16 protein-coding genes and 1 riboswitch are annotated in these 16,951 nt (G+C 73.1%); of the genes, 12 read left to right on the forward strand and 4 right to left on the reverse strand.

Going from position 1 to position 16,951, the window contains the following annotated elements; genetic code table 11:
* Window positions 1-35 precede the first annotated feature (35 nt).
* The 4 genes from ABZ808_RS28005 (at window position 36) to ABZ808_RS28020 (ending at window position 4,911) form a co-directional block, all read left to right on the forward strand.
* The gene (locus tag ABZ808_RS28005; protein WP_357012420.1) at window positions 36-572 is read left to right on the forward strand and encodes a DUF2752 domain-containing protein; all 537 of its coding nucleotides are present in this window, start codon (window positions 36-38) and stop codon (window positions 570-572) included.
* Between the two features lie 883 nt (window positions 573-1,455).
* Window positions 1,456-2,196: an FAD-dependent thymidylate synthase gene (gene thyX, locus ABZ808_RS28010; protein WP_357012421.1), complete on the forward strand. Its 741-nt coding sequence runs from the start codon at window positions 1,456-1,458 to the stop codon at window positions 2,194-2,196.
* A 47-nt stretch (window positions 2,197-2,243) separates the two neighbouring features.
* Window positions 2,244-3,170, forward strand: a complete 927-nt coding sequence (gene dapA / locus ABZ808_RS28015) for a 4-hydroxy-tetrahydrodipicolinate synthase (RefSeq protein WP_357012136.1) — start codon at window positions 2,244-2,246, stop codon at window positions 3,168-3,170.
* A 52-nt stretch (window positions 3,171-3,222) separates the two neighbouring features.
* A complete protein-coding gene (locus ABZ808_RS28020; RefSeq protein WP_357012139.1) occupies window positions 3,223-4,911 on the forward strand; it encodes a ribonuclease J in 1,689 nt (562 codons plus the stop codon).
* Window positions 4,912-4,986: 75 nt separating this feature from the next.
* On the opposite strand, the gene ABZ808_RS28025 is transcribed toward ABZ808_RS28020, so the two are convergent.
* Window positions 4,987-6,651: a YbjN domain-containing protein gene (locus ABZ808_RS28025; RefSeq protein ID WP_357012141.1), complete on the reverse strand. Its 1,665-nt coding sequence runs from the start codon at window positions 6,649-6,651 to the stop codon at window positions 4,987-4,989.
* Entirely contained in the window at window positions 6,648-7,118 is a 471-nt protein-coding gene (locus ABZ808_RS28030) for a YbjN domain-containing protein (protein ID WP_357012143.1), read from the reverse strand. Before ABZ808_RS28030 ends, ABZ808_RS28025 begins: the two co-directional genes overlap by 4 nt.
* 113 nt (window positions 7,119-7,231) lie before the next feature.
* On the opposite strand from ABZ808_RS28030, the gene ABZ808_RS28035 reads away from it, so the two are divergent.
* Complete coding sequence (locus ABZ808_RS28035; protein ID WP_357012145.1) at window positions 7,232-9,685, forward strand: DNA translocase FtsK; 2,454 nt, start codon at window positions 7,232-7,234, stop codon at window positions 9,683-9,685.
* A 92-nt stretch (window positions 9,686-9,777) separates the two neighbouring features.
* On the opposite strand, the gene ABZ808_RS28040 is transcribed toward ABZ808_RS28035, so the two are convergent.
* Together ABZ808_RS28040 and ABZ808_RS28045 are read right to left on the reverse strand one after the other, a co-directional pair.
* Entirely contained in the window at window positions 9,778-10,023 is a 246-nt protein-coding gene (locus tag ABZ808_RS28040) for a hypothetical protein (protein WP_357012148.1), read from the reverse strand.
* Between the two features lie 82 nt (window positions 10,024-10,105).
* Entirely contained in the window at window positions 10,106-10,420 is a 315-nt protein-coding gene (locus ABZ808_RS28045; RefSeq protein ID WP_357012151.1) for an SMR family transporter, read from the reverse strand.
* 59 nt (window positions 10,421-10,479) lie between these two features.
* A riboswitch (guanidine-III (ykkC-III) riboswitch) is annotated at window positions 10,480-10,552 on the reverse strand.
* A 92-nt stretch (window positions 10,553-10,644) separates the two neighbouring features.
* On the opposite strand from ABZ808_RS28045, the gene ABZ808_RS28050 reads away from it, so the two are divergent.
* From ABZ808_RS28050 to ABZ808_RS28080, 7 genes are all read left to right on the forward strand, one after another.
* Window positions 10,645-11,568, forward strand: coding sequence for an ornithine cyclodeaminase family protein (locus ABZ808_RS28050; protein ID WP_357012422.1), 924 nt, complete (start codon window positions 10,645-10,647; stop codon window positions 11,566-11,568).
* A 103-nt stretch (window positions 11,569-11,671) separates the two neighbouring features.
* Complete coding sequence (rimO, locus tag ABZ808_RS28055) at window positions 11,672-13,171, forward strand: 30S ribosomal protein S12 methylthiotransferase RimO (RefSeq protein WP_357012153.1); 1,500 nt, start codon at window positions 11,672-11,674, stop codon at window positions 13,169-13,171.
* Window positions 13,172-13,248: 77 nt separating this feature from the next.
* Window positions 13,249-13,839 carry a CDP-diacylglycerol--glycerol-3-phosphate 3-phosphatidyltransferase gene (gene pgsA, locus ABZ808_RS28060; RefSeq protein WP_357012156.1) on the forward strand — a complete coding sequence of 197 codons (591 nt, stop codon included), beginning with the start codon at window positions 13,249-13,251 and terminating at the stop codon, window positions 13,837-13,839.
* Window positions 13,840-13,895: 56 nt separating this feature from the next.
* Window positions 13,896-14,447, forward strand: coding sequence for a CinA family protein (locus ABZ808_RS28065; protein ID WP_357012158.1), 552 nt, complete (start codon window positions 13,896-13,898; stop codon window positions 14,445-14,447).
* Window positions 14,448-14,599: 152 nt separating this feature from the next.
* A complete protein-coding gene (locus ABZ808_RS28070; RefSeq protein ID WP_357012161.1) occupies window positions 14,600-15,058 on the forward strand; it encodes a helix-turn-helix transcriptional regulator in 459 nt (152 codons plus the stop codon).
* A gap of 200 nt (window positions 15,059-15,258) precedes the next feature.
* Window positions 15,259-16,140 carry a PspA/IM30 family protein gene (locus ABZ808_RS28075; protein ID WP_357012163.1) on the forward strand — a complete coding sequence of 294 codons (882 nt, stop codon included), beginning with the start codon at window positions 15,259-15,261 and terminating at the stop codon, window positions 16,138-16,140.
* Window positions 16,141-16,163: 23 nt separating this feature from the next.
* Entirely contained in the window at window positions 16,164-16,949 is a 786-nt protein-coding gene (locus tag ABZ808_RS28080) for a hypothetical protein (RefSeq protein WP_357012165.1), read from the forward strand.
* The last annotated feature ends 2 nt before the right edge of the window (window positions 16,950-16,951 follow it).

Raw genomic sequence — 16,951 nt, forward strand, 5'->3', positions numbered from 1 at the left:
ACCAGCCGACGCCCGCCCCCGGGGCGGTCCGCACGGTGCCGGCAGAAGCTGACGCTGCCGGTGGAACTGGTCCTGCCGGGTGGCCGGCGAGCCCGCCGGCTGGCTACGGCTACCCAGCCCCGGAGCCGGACCGGCTGACCCGGTTCGTGTTGCGGCTCTACGAGCGTTCGCCACGCTGGGCGGTGCCGTTGGCCGCGGTCGGCTGCGTCGCCGCCGGCATGGGTTACGCGCTGCTGAGCAACCCGACCCACGCCGACCCGGATGCTGCGCCGACCTGCCTGCTCAAGCTGACCACCGGGCTGGACTGTCCGGGCTGCGGCGGCACCCGCGCCCTCTGGTACGTGCTGCACGGCGACCTGCCGGCCGCTGCCCGGCACCACTTCCTGTTCGTCTTCGCGGTTCCGTTCCTGGCGTACCTCTTCGTCGCCTGGGCGGGCAACCAGGCGTTCGGCTGGAGGCTGCCCGAGCTGCGGATCAGCTCCAAGGTCATCGGTGGTTTCCTGGCCGCGTGGCTCGCCTTCTCGGTGCTGCGCAACCTGCCCTGGGCGCCGTTCACCTCGTTCTACGTCTGAGCCCTACCTCTGAGCGCTCCGCCCGCCCGACGCGGTGGTCTGTCGGTGCACGTCGGCCTGTCGATTTGCGGCGGCCTGTCGGTTCGCGGCGGCCTGTCGGTTCGCGGCGGCCTGTCGGTTCGCGGCGCTGGCGGTTCACGCGTCGTCGGTTCGCGGCTGCCGGCCCGGCCGGCAGGTGTTGCTCGCGCCCTTTGGAGCTGAACCGTTTAGGACATCGCCTGTTTCCTCCGGCCGTCACTGCCGACCAGCTGTCCAATTTCTCGCCCGCAGCCCGCAGCCCGCAGCCCGCAGCCCGCAGCCCGCAGCCCGCAGCCCGCAGCCCGCCGCCCGCCCGGACCCCGCGCTGCTGTCGCGGACCCGCGCGGAGACTGCTCGTCCGCGCAGGGATGGCTGATGTCGTAGACGATTCAGCTCCAAAGGACGCGGCCAGTAGTGGCCGCCCTGGCCGCGATGCTTCGGCGGTGGAGTTCCGGGCCGTGGTGCCGGGGCCGCGACGCCTTCGCCGCGATGCCTCGGCGGTGGGGTTCCGGGCGGTGATGCGGGGCGGCGATGCCTTCGCCGTGATGCCGCGGCGGTGGGGTTGCGGGCCGTGGTGCCGGGGCGGCGGTGCCTTCGCCGTGATGCCTTGGTGGTGGGTTGCGGGCCGTGGTGCCTTCGCCGCGATGCCCCGGCGGTGAGGTCCCGGGTCACGGGCGGCCCCGCCGCGACCTCCTGGCCGCGACCTCCTGGCCGCGACGTTCTGGCCGCGACTCCCTGGCCACGACGCACCAGCCCGCCCCCCGGGGTTTCGGCTCCGGGGCCGTCTGAGTGATCGACATTGCACGGGGTGAGTCTGAGTTGGGCCGAGGGGCGGCGCGCCACTACAGTGCCAGGAATGCCGGAGATGGTGCAGCCCCAGGTCAAGTTGATCGCGTGGACCCAGTTCGCGGCCCCGGACGACGTGCCGTGGTCGACCGATGCCGAGGGCGGTCAGGCGCTCGCCGAGTTCGCCGGTCGGGCGTGTTACCAGTCCTGGAAGAAGCCGAACCCGGCGACCGCCACCAACGCCGGTTATCTCGCGCACATCCTTGAGGTCGGCCACCTGAGCGTGCTGGAGCACGGCTCGGTGACCTTCTACTTCACCGGGGTGTCCCGCTCCTTCACCCACGAGCTGATCCGGCACCGGCACTTCTCGTACTCCCAGCTGTCCCAGCGCTACGTCCCGGAGCGGGACGCGGCCATGGTCGAGCCGGCGGTGATCGCCGACGACCCGGAGCTGCACAAGAAGTTCACCGAGGCCGCCGAGGCGAGCGTGCGGGCGTACACCGAGCTGTTGGAGGGCCTGGAGAAGCGGTTCTCCGACGAGCCGAACCCGACGCTGCGCCGCAAGCAGGCCCGGCAGGCGGCCCGCGCGGTGCTGCCCAACGCCACCGAGACCCGGATCGTGGTCAGTGGCAACTACCGGGCGTGGCGGCACTTCGTCGCGATGCGTGCCACCGAGCACGCCGACGTGGAGATCCGTGAGCTGGCCGTGGAGTGCCTGCGCCAGCTGCAGGGGGTCGCCCCGAACGTCTTCGCCGACTTCGTGATCTCCACGCTGGCGGACGGGACCGAGGTGGCGGCCAGCCCTCACGAGGCATCCTGAGCCCTTCCCCGGCTGGCCCCGGCCGGTCGTCCGCTAGGTTGGAGGGTATGACGCACGACCACCCCGACACCGGCGCCCGAGCGGTGTCCCGCCCCTTCGGGCGGTTGCTCACGGCCATGGTGAGCCCGTTCACCCCCGACGGCTCGCTCGACCTCGACGGCGCCGCCCGGCTGGCGACTCACCTGGTCGACGAGCAGGGCAACGACGCGCTGGTCATCAACGGCACCACCGGTGAGTCACCGACCACCACCGACGCGGAGAAGGAACGCCTGATCCGGGCCGTGGTGGAGGCCGTCGGTGACCGCGCCAAAGTGGTCGCCGGGGTCGGCACCAACGACACCCGGCACACCATCGAGCTGGCCGCCACCGCCGAGAAGGCGGGCGCGCACGGTCTGCTGGTGGTCACCCCGTACTACAACAAGCCGCCGCAGAGCGGGCTGCTGCGGCACTTCACCGCGGTGGCCGACGCCACCGGCCTGCCGGTGATGCTGTACGACATCCCGCACCGCTCCGGCGTGCCGATCGACACCGAGACGCTGGTCCGGCTCGCCGAGCACGGCCGGATCGTCGCGGTCAAGGACGCCAAGGGCGACCTGACCGCCACCAGCTGGGTGACCAGCCGAAGCTCCCTCGCCTTCTACAGCGGTGAGGACGCGCTCACCCTGCCGGCGCTGGCCGTCGGCAGCGTGGGCCTGGTCGGCACCTCGACGCACTTCACCGGGGCGCTGACCGCACAGATGATCGAGGCGTACGACGCGGGGGACATGCCGGCCGCGCTTGCCCTGCACCGGCGGCTGCTGCCGCTGTTCACCGGCATCTTCCGTACCCAGGGCACCATCCTGGTGAAGGCGGGCCTGGCGTCGCTGGGCCTGCCGGCCGGCCCGGTGCGACCCCCGCTGGTGGACGCCACCAACGACGAGATCGCCCAGCTGCGCGCGGACTTCGCGGCAGCGGGCCTGGAGCTGCCCGAATGATCGAACGACACGATGGGCGCCGAGTGATGGCGTCGCAGAATGAGGTGGACGCGTGACCGAGGCGCACATCGAGGCGGAACTGCCCCCGCCGCTGCCGGAAGGGGGCCTGCGGATCATCCCGCTCGGCGGGCTCGGCGCCATCGGTCGGAACATGACCGTCTTCGAATACGACGGCAAGCTGCTGATCGTCGACTGTGGGGTGCTCTTCCCCGACGTCGAACAGCCGGGCGTGGACCTGATCCTGCCCGACTTCGGGCCGATTCTCGACCGGCTGGCCGACGTCCAGGCGATCGTGCTGACCCACGGCCACGAGGACCACATCGGCGCGGTGCCGTACCTGCTCGCCCACAAGCCCGACATTCCGCTGGTCGGCTCACAGTTCACCCTCGCCCTGGTCGAGGCGAAGCTGGCCGAGCGGCGCATCCAGCCCTACACGTTGACCGTGCGGGAGGGCGGCCGGGAGCGGCTCGGCCCGTTCGAGTGCGAGTTCTTCGCCGTCAACCACTCGATTCCGGACGCGCTCGCCGTGGCCATCCGTACCCCGGCGGGCCTGGTGCTGCACACCGGCGACTTCAAGATGGACCAGCTTCCGCTGGACGGCCGGATCACCGACCTGGCGGGCTTCGCGCGGCTCGGCGCCGAGGGCGTCGACCTGCTGCTGTCCGACTCCACGAACGCGGAGATCCCCGGCTTCGTCACCCCGGAGCGGGAGATCGGGCCGGTGCTCGACTCGATCTTCGCGAAGGCCAAGGGCCGGATCATCGTGGCCTCGTTCGCCTCGCACGTGCACCGGGTGCAGCAGGTCTTCGACTCCGCCGCGGAGCACGGCCGCAAGGTCGCGCTGATCGGCCGGTCGATGGTCCGCAACATGGGCATCGCCCGGGACCTGGGCCTGCTCAACATCCCGGCCGGCCTGGTCATCGGGATCGACGAGGCGACCACGCTGCCTCCCGACCAGATCGTGCTGATGTCCACCGGTTCGCAGGGCGAGCCGATGAGCGCGTTGGGCCGGATGGCCAGCGGCGACCACCGGCACATCACGATCGCCCCCGGCGACACGGTGGTGTTGGCCTCGTCGCTGGTGCCGGGCAACGAAACCTCGGTCTACCGGGTGATCAACCGGCTCGCCCGGGCCGGTGCGGTGGTCGTGCACAAGGACGTGGCGAAGGTGCACGTCTCAGGGCACGCCCCCGCCGGAGAGCTGCTCTACCTGCTCAACGTGGTCCGGCCCAGCAACCTGATGCCGGTGCACGGCGAGTGGCGTCACCTGCGGGCCCACGCCCGGCTCGGCATCGAGTCCGGGGTCGCCGCCGACCGGGTGGTGATCTGCGAGGACGGCGACGTGGTCGACCTGGTCGAGGGCCGCGCCAGCCTGGTGGGGCACGTCAAGAGCAAGTACGTCTACGTCGATGGCCTCGCCGTCGGCGACGTCAGCGAGTCGTTGCTCACCGAGCGGCGGATCCTCGGTGACGGCGGCTTCATCGCCACCACCGTGGTCGTCGACTCGGTCACCGGCAAGGTGGTCGCCGGCCCGACGCTGTCCGCGAAGGGCTTCTCCGAGGACCCGGAGGCGTTCAACCCGGTGGTTCCGCTGGTCACCGAGGCGCTCAACCGGGCCGCCGCCGACGGCATCACCGACCCGCACCAGCTCCAGCAGATCGTCCGGCGGACCGTTGGGCGGTGGGTCAACGACAAGTACCGGCGTCGGCCCATGATCGTGCCCACCGTCGTCGAGGTCTGAGCAACGTCGCGCTGACGCCGGTCCACCCTGTTCGGGGTGGACCGGCGTCGCCGTCTCCGCTGCGGCCCGCCGGAGTCAGGGCAGCGCGGCGACGGCCTCGGCGTACGCCACGCCGGTGGCGACGGCGGCGTCCACCAGGACCCTGATCTGCGCTGGCGCCACCCCGTGGGTCAGGTCGGTGGCCACGTCGCCGGCCAGCACGATCTCGGGGCCGAGGTCGTGCGCGTACGCCTTGGGCAGCAGCCGGTCGTGGTTCCACGCGTTGCAGAAGGCGTACGCCTCGGCGCGGCGCTCCGCCGGCAGTCGACGGGCTGCCATCGCCCGGGTGTGCAGCACCTCGCCGCGCTCGCCGGCCCGGCGGAACTGGATCAGCGCCGCACCCCACCGCCCGACCACGGTGCCGTCCTCGTCGACCACGTACTGATCGCCGCGCCGATCCAGCGCACTGGTGATCAGATCGAGGGTGAAGCCCGTCACCTCGTGCTCGGGGTACGCGTCGGCGCCCGGCGGACCGGCGTCGTCGGTGTCGTCGGTGTCGGTCTCGTCGTCCCGCACGGGCAGCGGCATCGACGCCGGGACTGGGCGTTCGGCCAGCCAGGCCGCCATCCTTCCGGAGTGGTGACCGGTCCCGTTGCGGGCGTCGAAGCTGCCCGCCAGTTCGCTTGCCACGCCGAGCAGCAGCGCGCCGAGGGCGGCGACGTCGAGGTCGGCGGCCGGGCGTTCGCCGTACGCCGGGCGGCGCACCGTCCGTCCACCGAGGCCGGCGTCCCCGGCCAGCCCGCAGAGCAGCGCCCCGGCGGCGGCGAACTCCATCGCCGCGTGGTCGTCGGTGGGTTGGTCCAGCCGGGGCAGTTGCGCGGCCAGGATGGCCAGGCCGCGTTCCAGATGGCCGCCGAGCGCGCAGAACCTCAGGTGCGTGGCGAGGTGCGGGAACGCGGCGCGTTCGCGCCGGTGCCTCCGGTACGCCCGCACGTGTGCCGCCGCGGCCCGGGTCGGATCGCCGGCCCGCAGCTCGGGCAACAGCCCGGCGACCAGCGATCGCTCGGGCTGGTCGGTGCAGCCGTCCGCGGCGGCGGGCTGCCGCAGCTCGGTGAGGGCCGAGTGCCACTCACCCCAGCCGGCGAGCAACTCCGCGCGCCGGGCCGGGGCGCAGCCCGCGCAGCCGCCGGCCGGCCCGGGGCGTGTGCCGGTCCACCGCTGGTAGAAGTGGCGGGCGGTGGGCTCGTCGCCGAGGTGGTCGGCGATCCGGCAGCGCAGCTCGGCGACGGTCGGCGCGTCGGGTCCGTCCGCTCCCACCCGCAGCGCCAGGTCGTCGAGCAGGGCCCGGGTCTGGTCCAGCCCCACCCGGGGGGTGCCGAGCAGCGCCTCCACCGCGTACCGCTGGTAGCGCAGCAGCAGCGCGGCCTCCGCGTCGGTGAGCAGCCCTGGCCAGTGGTCGGCGGCGGCCAGGCAGCGCCGTACCGGCTCGACCAGACGCCACCGCTCGCCGTGCAGCAGGTACGCCTCGATCAGCGCGATCCGGGCGTCCACCGCGGACCGGACGTCCCCGGCGGCGTCGGCCCGCTCGGCGACCCGTTCCAGGGCGACCAGCCGGGCCTGGCCGTCGGGCAGGTCCCGGGCGTCGACGAGCGCGGCCACCAGCGCCGGAGCGCGGGCCGCGGCCCGGCTGCCGGTGCCCGACGCGCCGGGCTCACCGGCCCGTTCGGTACGGCTGCCGGTGGCCTCGTCCCGCCCGGTCATGCCGACACCGCACCGGGCAGCCGGCCGACCGCCATGGCGAGCTGGCACCCGGCCGTGATGCCGCAGTCAAGCAGTTGGTCGAGCTGGTGCGGGGTCACTCCGCGCTCCAGGTCGGTGATGACCTCGCCGCAGATCTGGGCCCGACCGTCGTCGTCGACGTGCACGAACGCCTTGGGCCAGAGCCGGTCGTGGTTCCACGAGTTGCAGAAGGCGTACAGGGAGGGCACCTGCTCGATGTCGAAGGTGGCCGTGACCATGGTGCGGACCTGCAACAACTCGCCGTCTGCGCCGAGGCGCAGGAACCAGATGAGATTGTCGTCGAAGCGGCCCACCAGGTCGCCGTTGACGGCCCGACCGACCGGCCGGCCCCGAGCGGCCAGCACCGCGGCGACCAGGTCGCCGGTCAGCGGGCGCAACGTGCCGGGGTGCCCGGCCAGCGGATCGTCCTCGAATCCGGGCGGCGCCATCGGGCTTCCCTTCTGAGGCGGATATCACGACCGGCGGCGGGGTCCGTGCTGCGACGCGCGGACACGACCCGGAAAAGCGGCGTTCTGCCCGGCCCCACCGTTACCGTGACTCTATGGCGGGCCGTACCTCTCAGGCGAGCCGGCGACGCGGCGCGTCGCCGCGCGGTGGCACCAACAGCCGTGCTCGTCAACCGGCGAAGAAGACCCGGGCGCCGGTCCGGCGGCGCACCACGCCCGCGCGACCGGGGCCGGCCGTCTACGTGGGCCGCGCCATCGGTGCACTGTGGATGGGCGTGGCCCACGGAGTGGGTTGGACGATGCGGGCCGCTGGCCGGCAGGCTGCCTCCGCCCGTGACCTCGACCCCGAGCACCGCCGCGACGGGGCGGGGCTGCTGCTGTTCGGGCTGGCTCTGCTCAGCGCCGTGGCGCTCTGGTTGTCCGGAGCGGGCCCGGTTGGTGCGCGCCTGGCCGACACGGTCCGGCTGTTCCTGGGTGCGATCTCCGTGGTGGTGCCGGTGCTGCTGATGATCGGGGCCTGGCGGTTGATGCGCCAGCCGGCCGACCCGGCGCACCGGGGCCGGGGGTTGATCGGTTGGGGCTCGCTGCTGGTGTCGACCGCCGCGCTGCTCCAGATCGGTCAGGACCCGACCGACCCGGTGCAGCGCGACTTCGCCGGCGGTCTGGTCGGCGCGGGCGTCGGTGGTCTGCTGGAACGCGCGGTCACCGCCTGGGTGGCGGTGCCGCTGCTGATCCTGCTGCTGCTCTTCGGCCTGCTCGTGGTGACCGCGACGCCGATCAACAAGATCCCCGAGCGGCTGGGTCTGCTCGCCGGTGGTCTGGTCGCCCCGCCGGACGCTGGCGAGGACGTGGACGAGACGGCGGTCCGGCCGGCGCGCAAGCGGCCCGCGAAGCGGATGCCGCCGCCGGTGGACCCGGACGACTTCGACGACCTGGAGGGCGCCGACCTCCAGGAGACCATGGTGCTGCCGCGCAAGGCGCCGGCGAAGGTGCCGGCCAGCCGCAAGCCGGCCGAGCCGCCGGAGCACTCGCCCGCGCCAACCCGGGCGGAGCAGTTGGCGCTGACCGGCCTGGCCGGCGACTACACCCTGCCGCCGGCCAACATGCTCAGCGCCGGCGCCGCCGCGAAGACCCGCAGCAAGGCCAACGACGAGGTGATCGCGGCGCTGACCGGCGTGTTCGACCAGTTCGACGTGGACGCGGCGGTCACCGGCTTCACCCGGGGGCCGACGGTCACCCGGTACGAGGTGGAGCTGGGGCACGGCGTCAAGGTCGAGCGGATCACCCAGTTGTCCCGCAACATCGCGTACGCGGTGAAGTCGCCGGACGTACGGATCCTCAGCCCCATCCCGGGCAAGAGCGCGGTCGGCGTGGAGATCCCCAACACCGACCCGGAGAACGTGGCGCTCGGTGACGTGCTGCGCTCGCGGGCGGCGACCAGCGACCATCACCCGATGGTGGTGGCGCTCGGCAAGGACATCGAGGGCGGCTACGTGGTGGCCAACCTCGCCAAGATGCCGCACATCCTGATCGCCGGGGCCACCGGCGCCGGCAAGTCGTCCTGCCTCAACACGCTGCTGGTGTCCATCCTCACCCGGGCCACCCCGGATGAGGTGCGGCTGCTGCTGATCGACCCGAAGCGGGTCGAGATGACCGGCTACGAGGGCATCCCGCACCTGGTCACCCCGATCGTGACAAACGCCAAGAAGGCGGCCGACTCGCTGGACTGGGTCGTCCGCGAGATGGACATGCGCTACGACGACCTCGCGGCAAACGGGGTCCGGCACATCGACGACTTCAACCGTAAGGTCCGCAACGGCGAGATCAAGGCACCGCCCGGCAGTGAACGGGAGATGCGCCCGTACCCGTACCTGCTGGTGATCGTGGACGAGTTGGCCGACCTGATGATGGTTGCGCCGCGCGACGTGGAGGACTCGGTCGTCCGGATCACCCAGCTGGCCCGGGCCGCCGGCATCCACCTGGTGTTGGCCACCCAGCGGCCCTCGGTCGACGTGGTGACCGGTCTGATCAAGGCGAACGTGCCGTCCCGGCTGGCGTTCGCGACCTCGTCCCTCGCGGACTCGCGGGTCATCCTGGACCAGCCGGGCGCGGAGAAGCTGCTCGGCCGGGGCGACGGGCTCTTCCTGCCGATGGGCGCGTCGAAGCCGGTACGGATCCAGGGCGCCTGGGTCACCGAACGCGAGATCGCCGACGTGGTGAAGTTCTGCAAGGACCAGCGCGAGCCGGAGTTCCGCAAGGACGTGCTGGCCCCGGCCCAGGAGAACAAGAAGAAGATCGACGAGGACATCGGCGACGACCTCGACCTGCTGGTGCAGGCGGTGGAGTTGGTGGTCACCTCCCAGTTCGGCTCGACCTCGATGCTCCAGCGCAAGCTGCGGGTGGGCTTCGCGAAGGCGGGCCGTCTGATGGACCTGATGGAGACCCGTGGCGTGGTCGGGCCGTCCGAGGGTTCGAAGGCTCGTGACGTGCTGGTCAAGCCGGACGAGCTGGAGGACGTCCTGGCCGGCCTGCGCGGCGACGTGGACTGACCCGGCGGGCGCTCTCGGTGTGATCGGGCACCATCGACCGGGGAAACACGACGGGCCCGCCGGCAACCGGCGGGCCCGCGACAGTTCAGGGCTCAGTTGTTGATCAGCGCGCCGATGATCACCAGGCTGATGATCGCGGCGACGACGCTGGCCACGGCCGCGTACCAGCCCAGCGGCTTGTCGCCGAGCACGGCGCCGACGACACCCGCGATCACGCCGAGCACGCCGAAGATGATCGGGTTGAGCAACAGGGCGAGCACCGCGAAGACGAAGCCCACGATGGTGACGATCCGGGCGGCGCTGCTGCGCGGGCGGGCGGTGCTGGGCATGTCGGCCATGTCTGCCTCCGGTTGAGAGCCTGTAGTGACAAAACGGTCACTACCCACTTCAGCAGTCGATCACGCATGCCCGCGCGGCTCTTCAGTGGTAGATCTTCAGGCCGACCACGCCAGCGACCACCAGCAGCAGGCAGAGAATCCGGGGCAGGCTCGCCGACTCGCCGAGCGCTAACATCCCGACCAGTGCGGTGCCGACCGCGCCGATGCCGACCCAGACCACGTACCCGGTGCCGACCGGAATATCCCGCAGCGCGTACGCCAGCCCGCCCATGCTCAGGACCAGGGCCACCACGAACACCACTGTCGGGACCAGCCGGCTGAAGCCGGCGCTGCGGTCCAGGGCGATCGCCCAGGCCGTCTCCAACAGTCCCGAGATCACCAGTACGAGCCAGGCCATCGTTCACCTCACGCAGAGCCCGGGGCTGCCGCGCCGGGACGAGTCGAGTCGGTACGTCACGCGGGGCGTCTTGGCCTGACCGGGTACGCCCACCACTCGTCCGGAGCGGCCACGGGCATCCGGGGCCACCACCGCCGACGCTAGCACCGGCCCCGGCGGCCGGGCCGTGACTCCCGCCACGGCCGTTTGACCTCTACCTCACTTCAACTTGCAGTATGGCCACCATGACCCTGCTCTACGCCGACGCCGAGGTCGCTGCCTTCCTGGACGCCACCACCACGGTCGACGCAATGCGCGCCGCCCTGGTGGCCGCGTACGACGGACGACTGGTCGCCCCGCCCCGGGCCGCCGCCCCGCTCGGCGGAGGGCGGATGGTGCTCACCGCCGGGCACCTGGTCGGCGAGTGGTACGGCTTCCGCTCGTACGACACGTTCGGCCATCCGCAGGGCGAGCAGTTGGTGGTGCTGCACGACGCCCGCACCGGCGCCGTCCGCGCGGTCGCGGTCGGCGAGGAGTTGGGCTCACGACGTACCGGCGGGTTGGGTGGCGTCGCGGTCGACGCGCTGGCCCGACCGGACGCGGCGACCCTCGGGGTGATCGGCTCCGGCCGTCAGGCGTGGACCCAGGTCTGGGCGGCCGCCGCCGTCCGCCCGCTGCGCGAGGTGGTGGTGCACAGCCGCTCGGCCGCCCGGCGGGACGCCTTCGCCGCCCGGGTACGCGCCGAACTGGGCGTGCCGGCCCGCGCGGTCGCCGACCCCGGCGCGGCGGTGCGCGGGCGGGACGTGGTGGTGCTCGCCACCACCAGCGTGACCCCGGTCGTGCGCGCCGTCGACCTGAGCCCCGGCACGCACGTCAGCGCGGTCGGCTTCAAGCAGCGGGACCGCAGCGAGTTCGGCACCGACCTGCTGGACGCCGCCGAGTTGCTGGTCACCGACTCACCGGCCCAGGCCGCGGACTACCAGCCGCCGATGCTCGCCGCCGAACCCCCGTACGCCAATCGGTTGCGCGACCTGGGCGGCATTCTGGCCGGCGCGGTCCCCGGCCGGACCTCGGCGGACCAGGTTTCCGTCTTCTGCTCCACCGGCCTGGCCGGCACCGAGGTCTTCCTGCTCGACGCGCTGACCCGGGTGGGGGCCGCGACCCGCTGAGCGGCGGTTGCCGGGCACCGGCGTGACCACCGTCGCGCGGGATACGCCGGTCGGCAGGTCGCCCCGCGTGCGTGGGGTTCCCTGATCGGCCCGGTACCCTCGGATGGTGTCTGCCACCTCCCCTTCCGCTGCCGAGGGCCGCCGTGTAGCCCTGCTCACCCTGGGCTGTGCCCGCAACGAGGTCGACTCGGAGGAGCTGGCCGCCCGGCTGCACGCCGACGGCTGGCAGGTGACCACCGACGGCGAGGGCGCTGACGTGGTGGTCGTCAACACCTGCGGCTTCGTGGAGAAGGCCAAGCAGGACTCCATCCAGACCCTGCTCGCCGCCGCCGGGACGGGCGCCAAGGTGGTGGCCGCCGGCTGCATGGCCGAGCGGTACGGCAAGGAGCTGGCCGACAGCCTGCCCGAGGCGCAGGCGGTGCTGAGCTTCGACGACTACCCGGAGATCGCCGCCCGGCTGGACGCCGTCGTCGCCGGTGAGCAGGTCACCTCGCACACTCCCCGGGACCGCCGCGAGCTGCTGCCGCTGACCCCGGTGAAGCGACGCGACGCCGCCGTTTCGCTGCCCGGGCACGGCACCGTCGCCCGGACGGCCGTCGACGCCGACGAGCACACCCCGGCGCACCTGCGTCAGGTGCTGCGCCGCCGACTGGACACCGGCCCGGTCGCGTCGCTGAAGCTGGCCAGTGGTTGCGACCGCCGCTGCGCGTTCTGCGCCATCCCCGCGTTCCGTGGGGCGTTCGTCTCGCGTACGCCCGACGAGCTGCTCGCCGAGGCGGAGTGGCTGGCCAAGACCGGCGTACGGGAGTTGGTGCTGGTCAGCGAGAACTCCACCTCGTACGGCAAGGACCTGGGCGACCCCCGGGCGCTGGAGAAGCTGCTGCCGCAGCTCGCCGCGGTGTCCGGCATCGTCCGGGTGCGGGTGAGCTACCTCCAGCCGGCCGAGACCCGGCCCGGGTTGGTCGAGGCGATCGCCGGCACGCCCGGGGTGGCCCCGTACTTCGACCTGTCGTTCCAACACTCCAGCGAGCCCGTGCTGCGCCGGATGCGGCGTTTCGGCTCCACCGACCGGTTCCTGGAGCTGCTGGCGGGTGCCCGCGCGTTGGCTCCGGACGCGGGCGCGCGGAGCAACTTCATCGTCGGCTTCCCCGGCGAGACGCGGGCCGACGTCGACGAGCTGATCCGCTTCCTGACCGAGGCACGGCTGGACGCGATCGGCATGTTCGACTACAGCGACGAGGACGGCACCGAGGCCGCCGGTCTGCCCGGCAAGGTGTCCGCCGCGACCATCAAGCGGCGCTACGACCGGCTCAGCGCGCTCGCCGACGAGCTCTGCTCGCAGCGGGCCGAGGATCGCCTCGGCTCGACCGTCGAGGTGCTTGTCGACTCGATCGCCGACGGCGTGGTCGAGGGTCGGGCGGCGCACCAGGCGCCGGAGGTGGACGGCTCCACCACCCTGGTCGCCCCGGCCGAGGGCGGGGTCGACCTGGCCGCGCTGCGCCCGGGTGACCTGGTACGGGCCACGGTGACCGGCACCGAAGGGGTGGATCTGCTCGCGGTGCCGGATGAGATGATCTCGGCGGCGCCCGGCGCGGCACGGTGACGGCGGGGCCGAGCGGAGCGGGGGAGCCAGGTGGCGCGATGCCGGAGACGCCACGGCGATCCGAGCGGGGTGAGGCGGTGACCGGGGCGACGGAGTCGACGCCGGCCCGGGTGGTCCCGCAGGTTCCCGTGCTCAACGCGGCCAACGCGCTGACCGCGCTGCGGCTGGCGCTGGTGCCGGTCTTCGCCGCGTCGGTGATCACGTCCGAGATGACCCACGCCGGCTGGCAGATGGCAGCCTGCCTGATCTTCGCGGTGGCCTCGGCGACCGACCTGGTGGACGGCTGGATCGCCCGCCGGTTCGCTCTGGTCACCTCGGTCGGCAAGGTCGCCGACCCGATCGCCGACAAGGCGCTCACCGGCGCGGCACTGCTGTTGCTCTCCTGGTACGACCGGCTGCCCTGGTGGGTGACGGCGCTGATCCTCGTCCGCGAGGTGGGCATCACGGGGCTGCGGTTCTGGGTGATCCGGCACGGCGTGATCGCGGCCAGCCGGGGTGGCAAGGTCAAGACCGCGCTCCAGATCCTGGCCATCGCCTGGTACCTCTGGCCGCTGCCGGCCGCCCTCGTCGCCGTCGGCCCCTGGATCATGGCCGCCGCCGTCCTGGTGACGGTCGCCACCGGCTTCGACTACATAGCCCAGGCGCTCCGGCTCCGACACCGCCGCTGACCCACCGTCCGGGTCAGGCAGGGTTGGGGTGGGACTGGTGGGGAAGGACGGGTTCTATGGCGCGGGATTCTGAGTCTGGGCGGTTGACGGGTAGTCCCGCGGCCGCGGTGGTGCACAGTTTGGCGCAGCGGCACGAGACCCTCGCCACGGTCGAGTCGCTCACCGGGGGCCTGCTCGCCGCCTCGGTCGTGGAGATCGCCGGCGTCAGCGGGATCTACCAGGGCGGGCTGGTGGTCTACGCCACCGAGCTGAAGGCCACGCTGGCCGGCGTGTCGGGCGAGCTGCTGGCCGAGCGCGGCCCGGTGGACCCGGACGTGGCGGCCGCGCTCGCCGAAGGCGGACGGCAGCGCTGCGGCGCGGACTGGGGGCTCGCCACGACCGGCGTGGCCGGTCCGGAGCCGCAGGACGGCAAGCCGGTCGGCCTGGTCTACGTCGCCGTCGCCGGTCCGAACGGCGGCGAGGTCCGCCAGCTCGACCTGGACGGCGGTCGGGACCACGTCCGCTCGGGTGCCGTGGTCGCGGCGTTGCGGCTGCTCGCCGAACGGATCCACGCCGCCGACGAAGCCGCCCGCGACGGCCTGGGAACCGCCGGCGCGGGGCACCGCTGAGGCGTTCCCAGCGATCCGACAGGCGGGGCGGGATGTCGGCCGGGCCCACACCGGGTACGGTTGCGGGAAGGCTCCGACGCTCGGGGCCGGCGCGGTCCGCCGCGACCGGCTGCCCGACGCCGGGCGAGAGGTATCCCTCAGGGGGAGGTGCGATGGTCCTGCTACGCCGAGTGATCGGTGACGCACTGCGGGCGCGCCGGCAGGGGCAACAGCGCACGCTGCGCGAGGTGTCCACCGCCGCCAACGTCAGCCTCGGTTACCTCTCCGAGATCGAGCGCGGGCACAAGGAGCCGTCCAGCGAGCTGCTCGCCGCGATCTGCGACGCGCTCGGTGCCCGCCTGTCCGAGTTGCTCCGTGAGGTGAGCGACACCGTGGCGCTCGCCGAGCAGTTGCCCGGGGTGCTCGTCCCGATGGCCGACGAGCCGGCCGAGGCCACGCCCGTCGGCGCGACGGCGGCCGTCGGCAAGAGCGCCAACCGGGCCGTACGCCAGGTCACCTCCGATGGCAAGGTCGCCGTGTCGGTCCGGCAGGACTCGCCGCTGCGGGCCACGCTGCGCAGCACGCGGGTGCGTCCCACCGAGCGCGACCGCGATGTGGTCTGCGCCGCCTGAGTCATCAGTCCGGTTGACCATGGGCGAGGTGGCGCGGGCCGCGTAGGGTGGCCGGCAGGAGCCGCCGGTGCCCGTCGACCGTCCGGTACGGATGCCTTGCCGGCGTCCGACTGGGACGATGGAGATCGGCCGGGTCGCGGTCGGTCGGTCCATCCGGCCCGACCGTGGCGGAACGACGCTACTGAGGGGATACCGCGGAGATGGCGAACCCGTTCGTCAAGGGTTGGAACTACCTGATGGCGCTCTTTGGTGCCAAGATCGACGAGCACGCCGATCCCAAGGTGCAGATCCAGCAGGCCATCGAGGATGCCCAGCGGCAGCACCAGGCACTGGTCCAGCAGGCAGCCGCGGTGATCGGCAACCAGCGCCAGTTGGAGATGAAGCTGTCCCGGCAGATGTCCGAGGTCGAGCGGTTGCAGGGCAACGCCCGGCAGGCCCTGGTGCTGGCCGACCAGGCCCGCGCCAAGGGCGACGAGGCCGAGGCGGCGCGCTTCGAGCAGTCCGCGCAGACCCTCGCCAGTCAGCTGGTCTCCGCCGAGCAGGCCACCGAGGACCTGAAGACCCTGCACGACCAGGCGCTCGGCGCGGCAGCGCAGGCCCGCCGTGCGGTCGAGAACAACTCGATGATCCTCCAGCAGAAGCTCGCCGAGCGCACCAAGCTGCTCAGCCAGCTGGAGCAGGCCAAGATGCAGGAGACGGTCGCCCACTCGCTGGAGTCGATGTCGTCCCTGACCGCCCCCGGCAACACCCCGTCCCTGGACGAGGTGCGTGATCGCATCGAACGGCGGTACGCCAACGCGATGGGCCGCGCCGAGCTGGCCGGCAACTCGGTCGAGGGCCGGATGCTGGAGATCCAGAAGGCGACGATCGACTCGGCGGGCTCGGCCCGGCTGGAGCAGATCCGGTCCAGCATGGCGGGGGAGCAGCTCGGTGGCGCGGGCCAGCGCCCGGCCGTACCCCAGGCTGAGACGACCGGTTCGGCGAGCCCGGCCGGCGACCCGGCCGCCGCCGCCCGGCTGGACGAGCTGCGGGCCAGCATGGCCCGCGAGCGGGGCACCGGCGACCCGACCGCCGCCGGCTGAACGACTGGTCCGAGGAGGTAACGGTGGCAGACGAGCGGACGCGGTACTTCCGTCGGCTGGATCGGCTGCGCCGTTCGGCCCGGCGGTGGAGCGTACTGGCCGGAGGGCTGGGCGGCGCCGCGGCGGTGCTGACCCCGTACGCCGGCCTCGGTCTGCCGGACGCGGCCTGGGCCGGCGCCGCAGGCAGTGCGGTGGCGCTGGCCGCCTGGCGGTGGATCGACCTGCGCGGGCTCGCCGCCCAACCGGCACCGCCGGCCCTGGATCCGGCCGAGGCTGCCGCCCGGTCCCGTGCACGGCTGGTGGCCGCCGTCGAGCGACTGCCGGCCGGCTCGGGCCTGCTGGCCGAGGCCCGCCGGGTCCGCAACCGGGTCGCCCTGCGCGGCACCACCGCCGGGCAGCAGTGGGCACGACTCGACCGGGCCTCGCTGACCCTGGCCGGGATGGCGCCCCGGCTCAGCGGGCTGGCCGAGCCCGCGGTCCTGGAGGCCGCCGCCGCGGACCGGTCACTGCGCGAACTCGCCGAGCGGACAGCCAGCGTCGAACGAGCGCTGCGACTCGCACCGACCGACGCCCGGCCCCCGCTCGCCGAGGCGCACCGCATGCTGACCGGCCAACTGGAGAGCGGCGTGGCGGCCTACGAGCGGCTGGTGGTCGCCGCCGCCGGCTATCTCGCCGAGGACGCCCGACCGGAGCCCACCCATCCCGCCGCCGACCGGCTCACCGAGGCGACCGACCTGCTGCACGGTGTGGCCTCCGCCCTGGCCGAGTTGCGCGCCGTCGACCGCCCGCTTCGCGCGCCCACCCGCTGAGC

Origin of the sequence: Micromonospora sp. NPDC047527, assembly GCF_040643015.1 — a bacterium.
In the GTDB taxonomy this organism is placed as follows: Bacteria; Actinomycetota; Actinomycetes; order Mycobacteriales; family Micromonosporaceae; genus Micromonospora.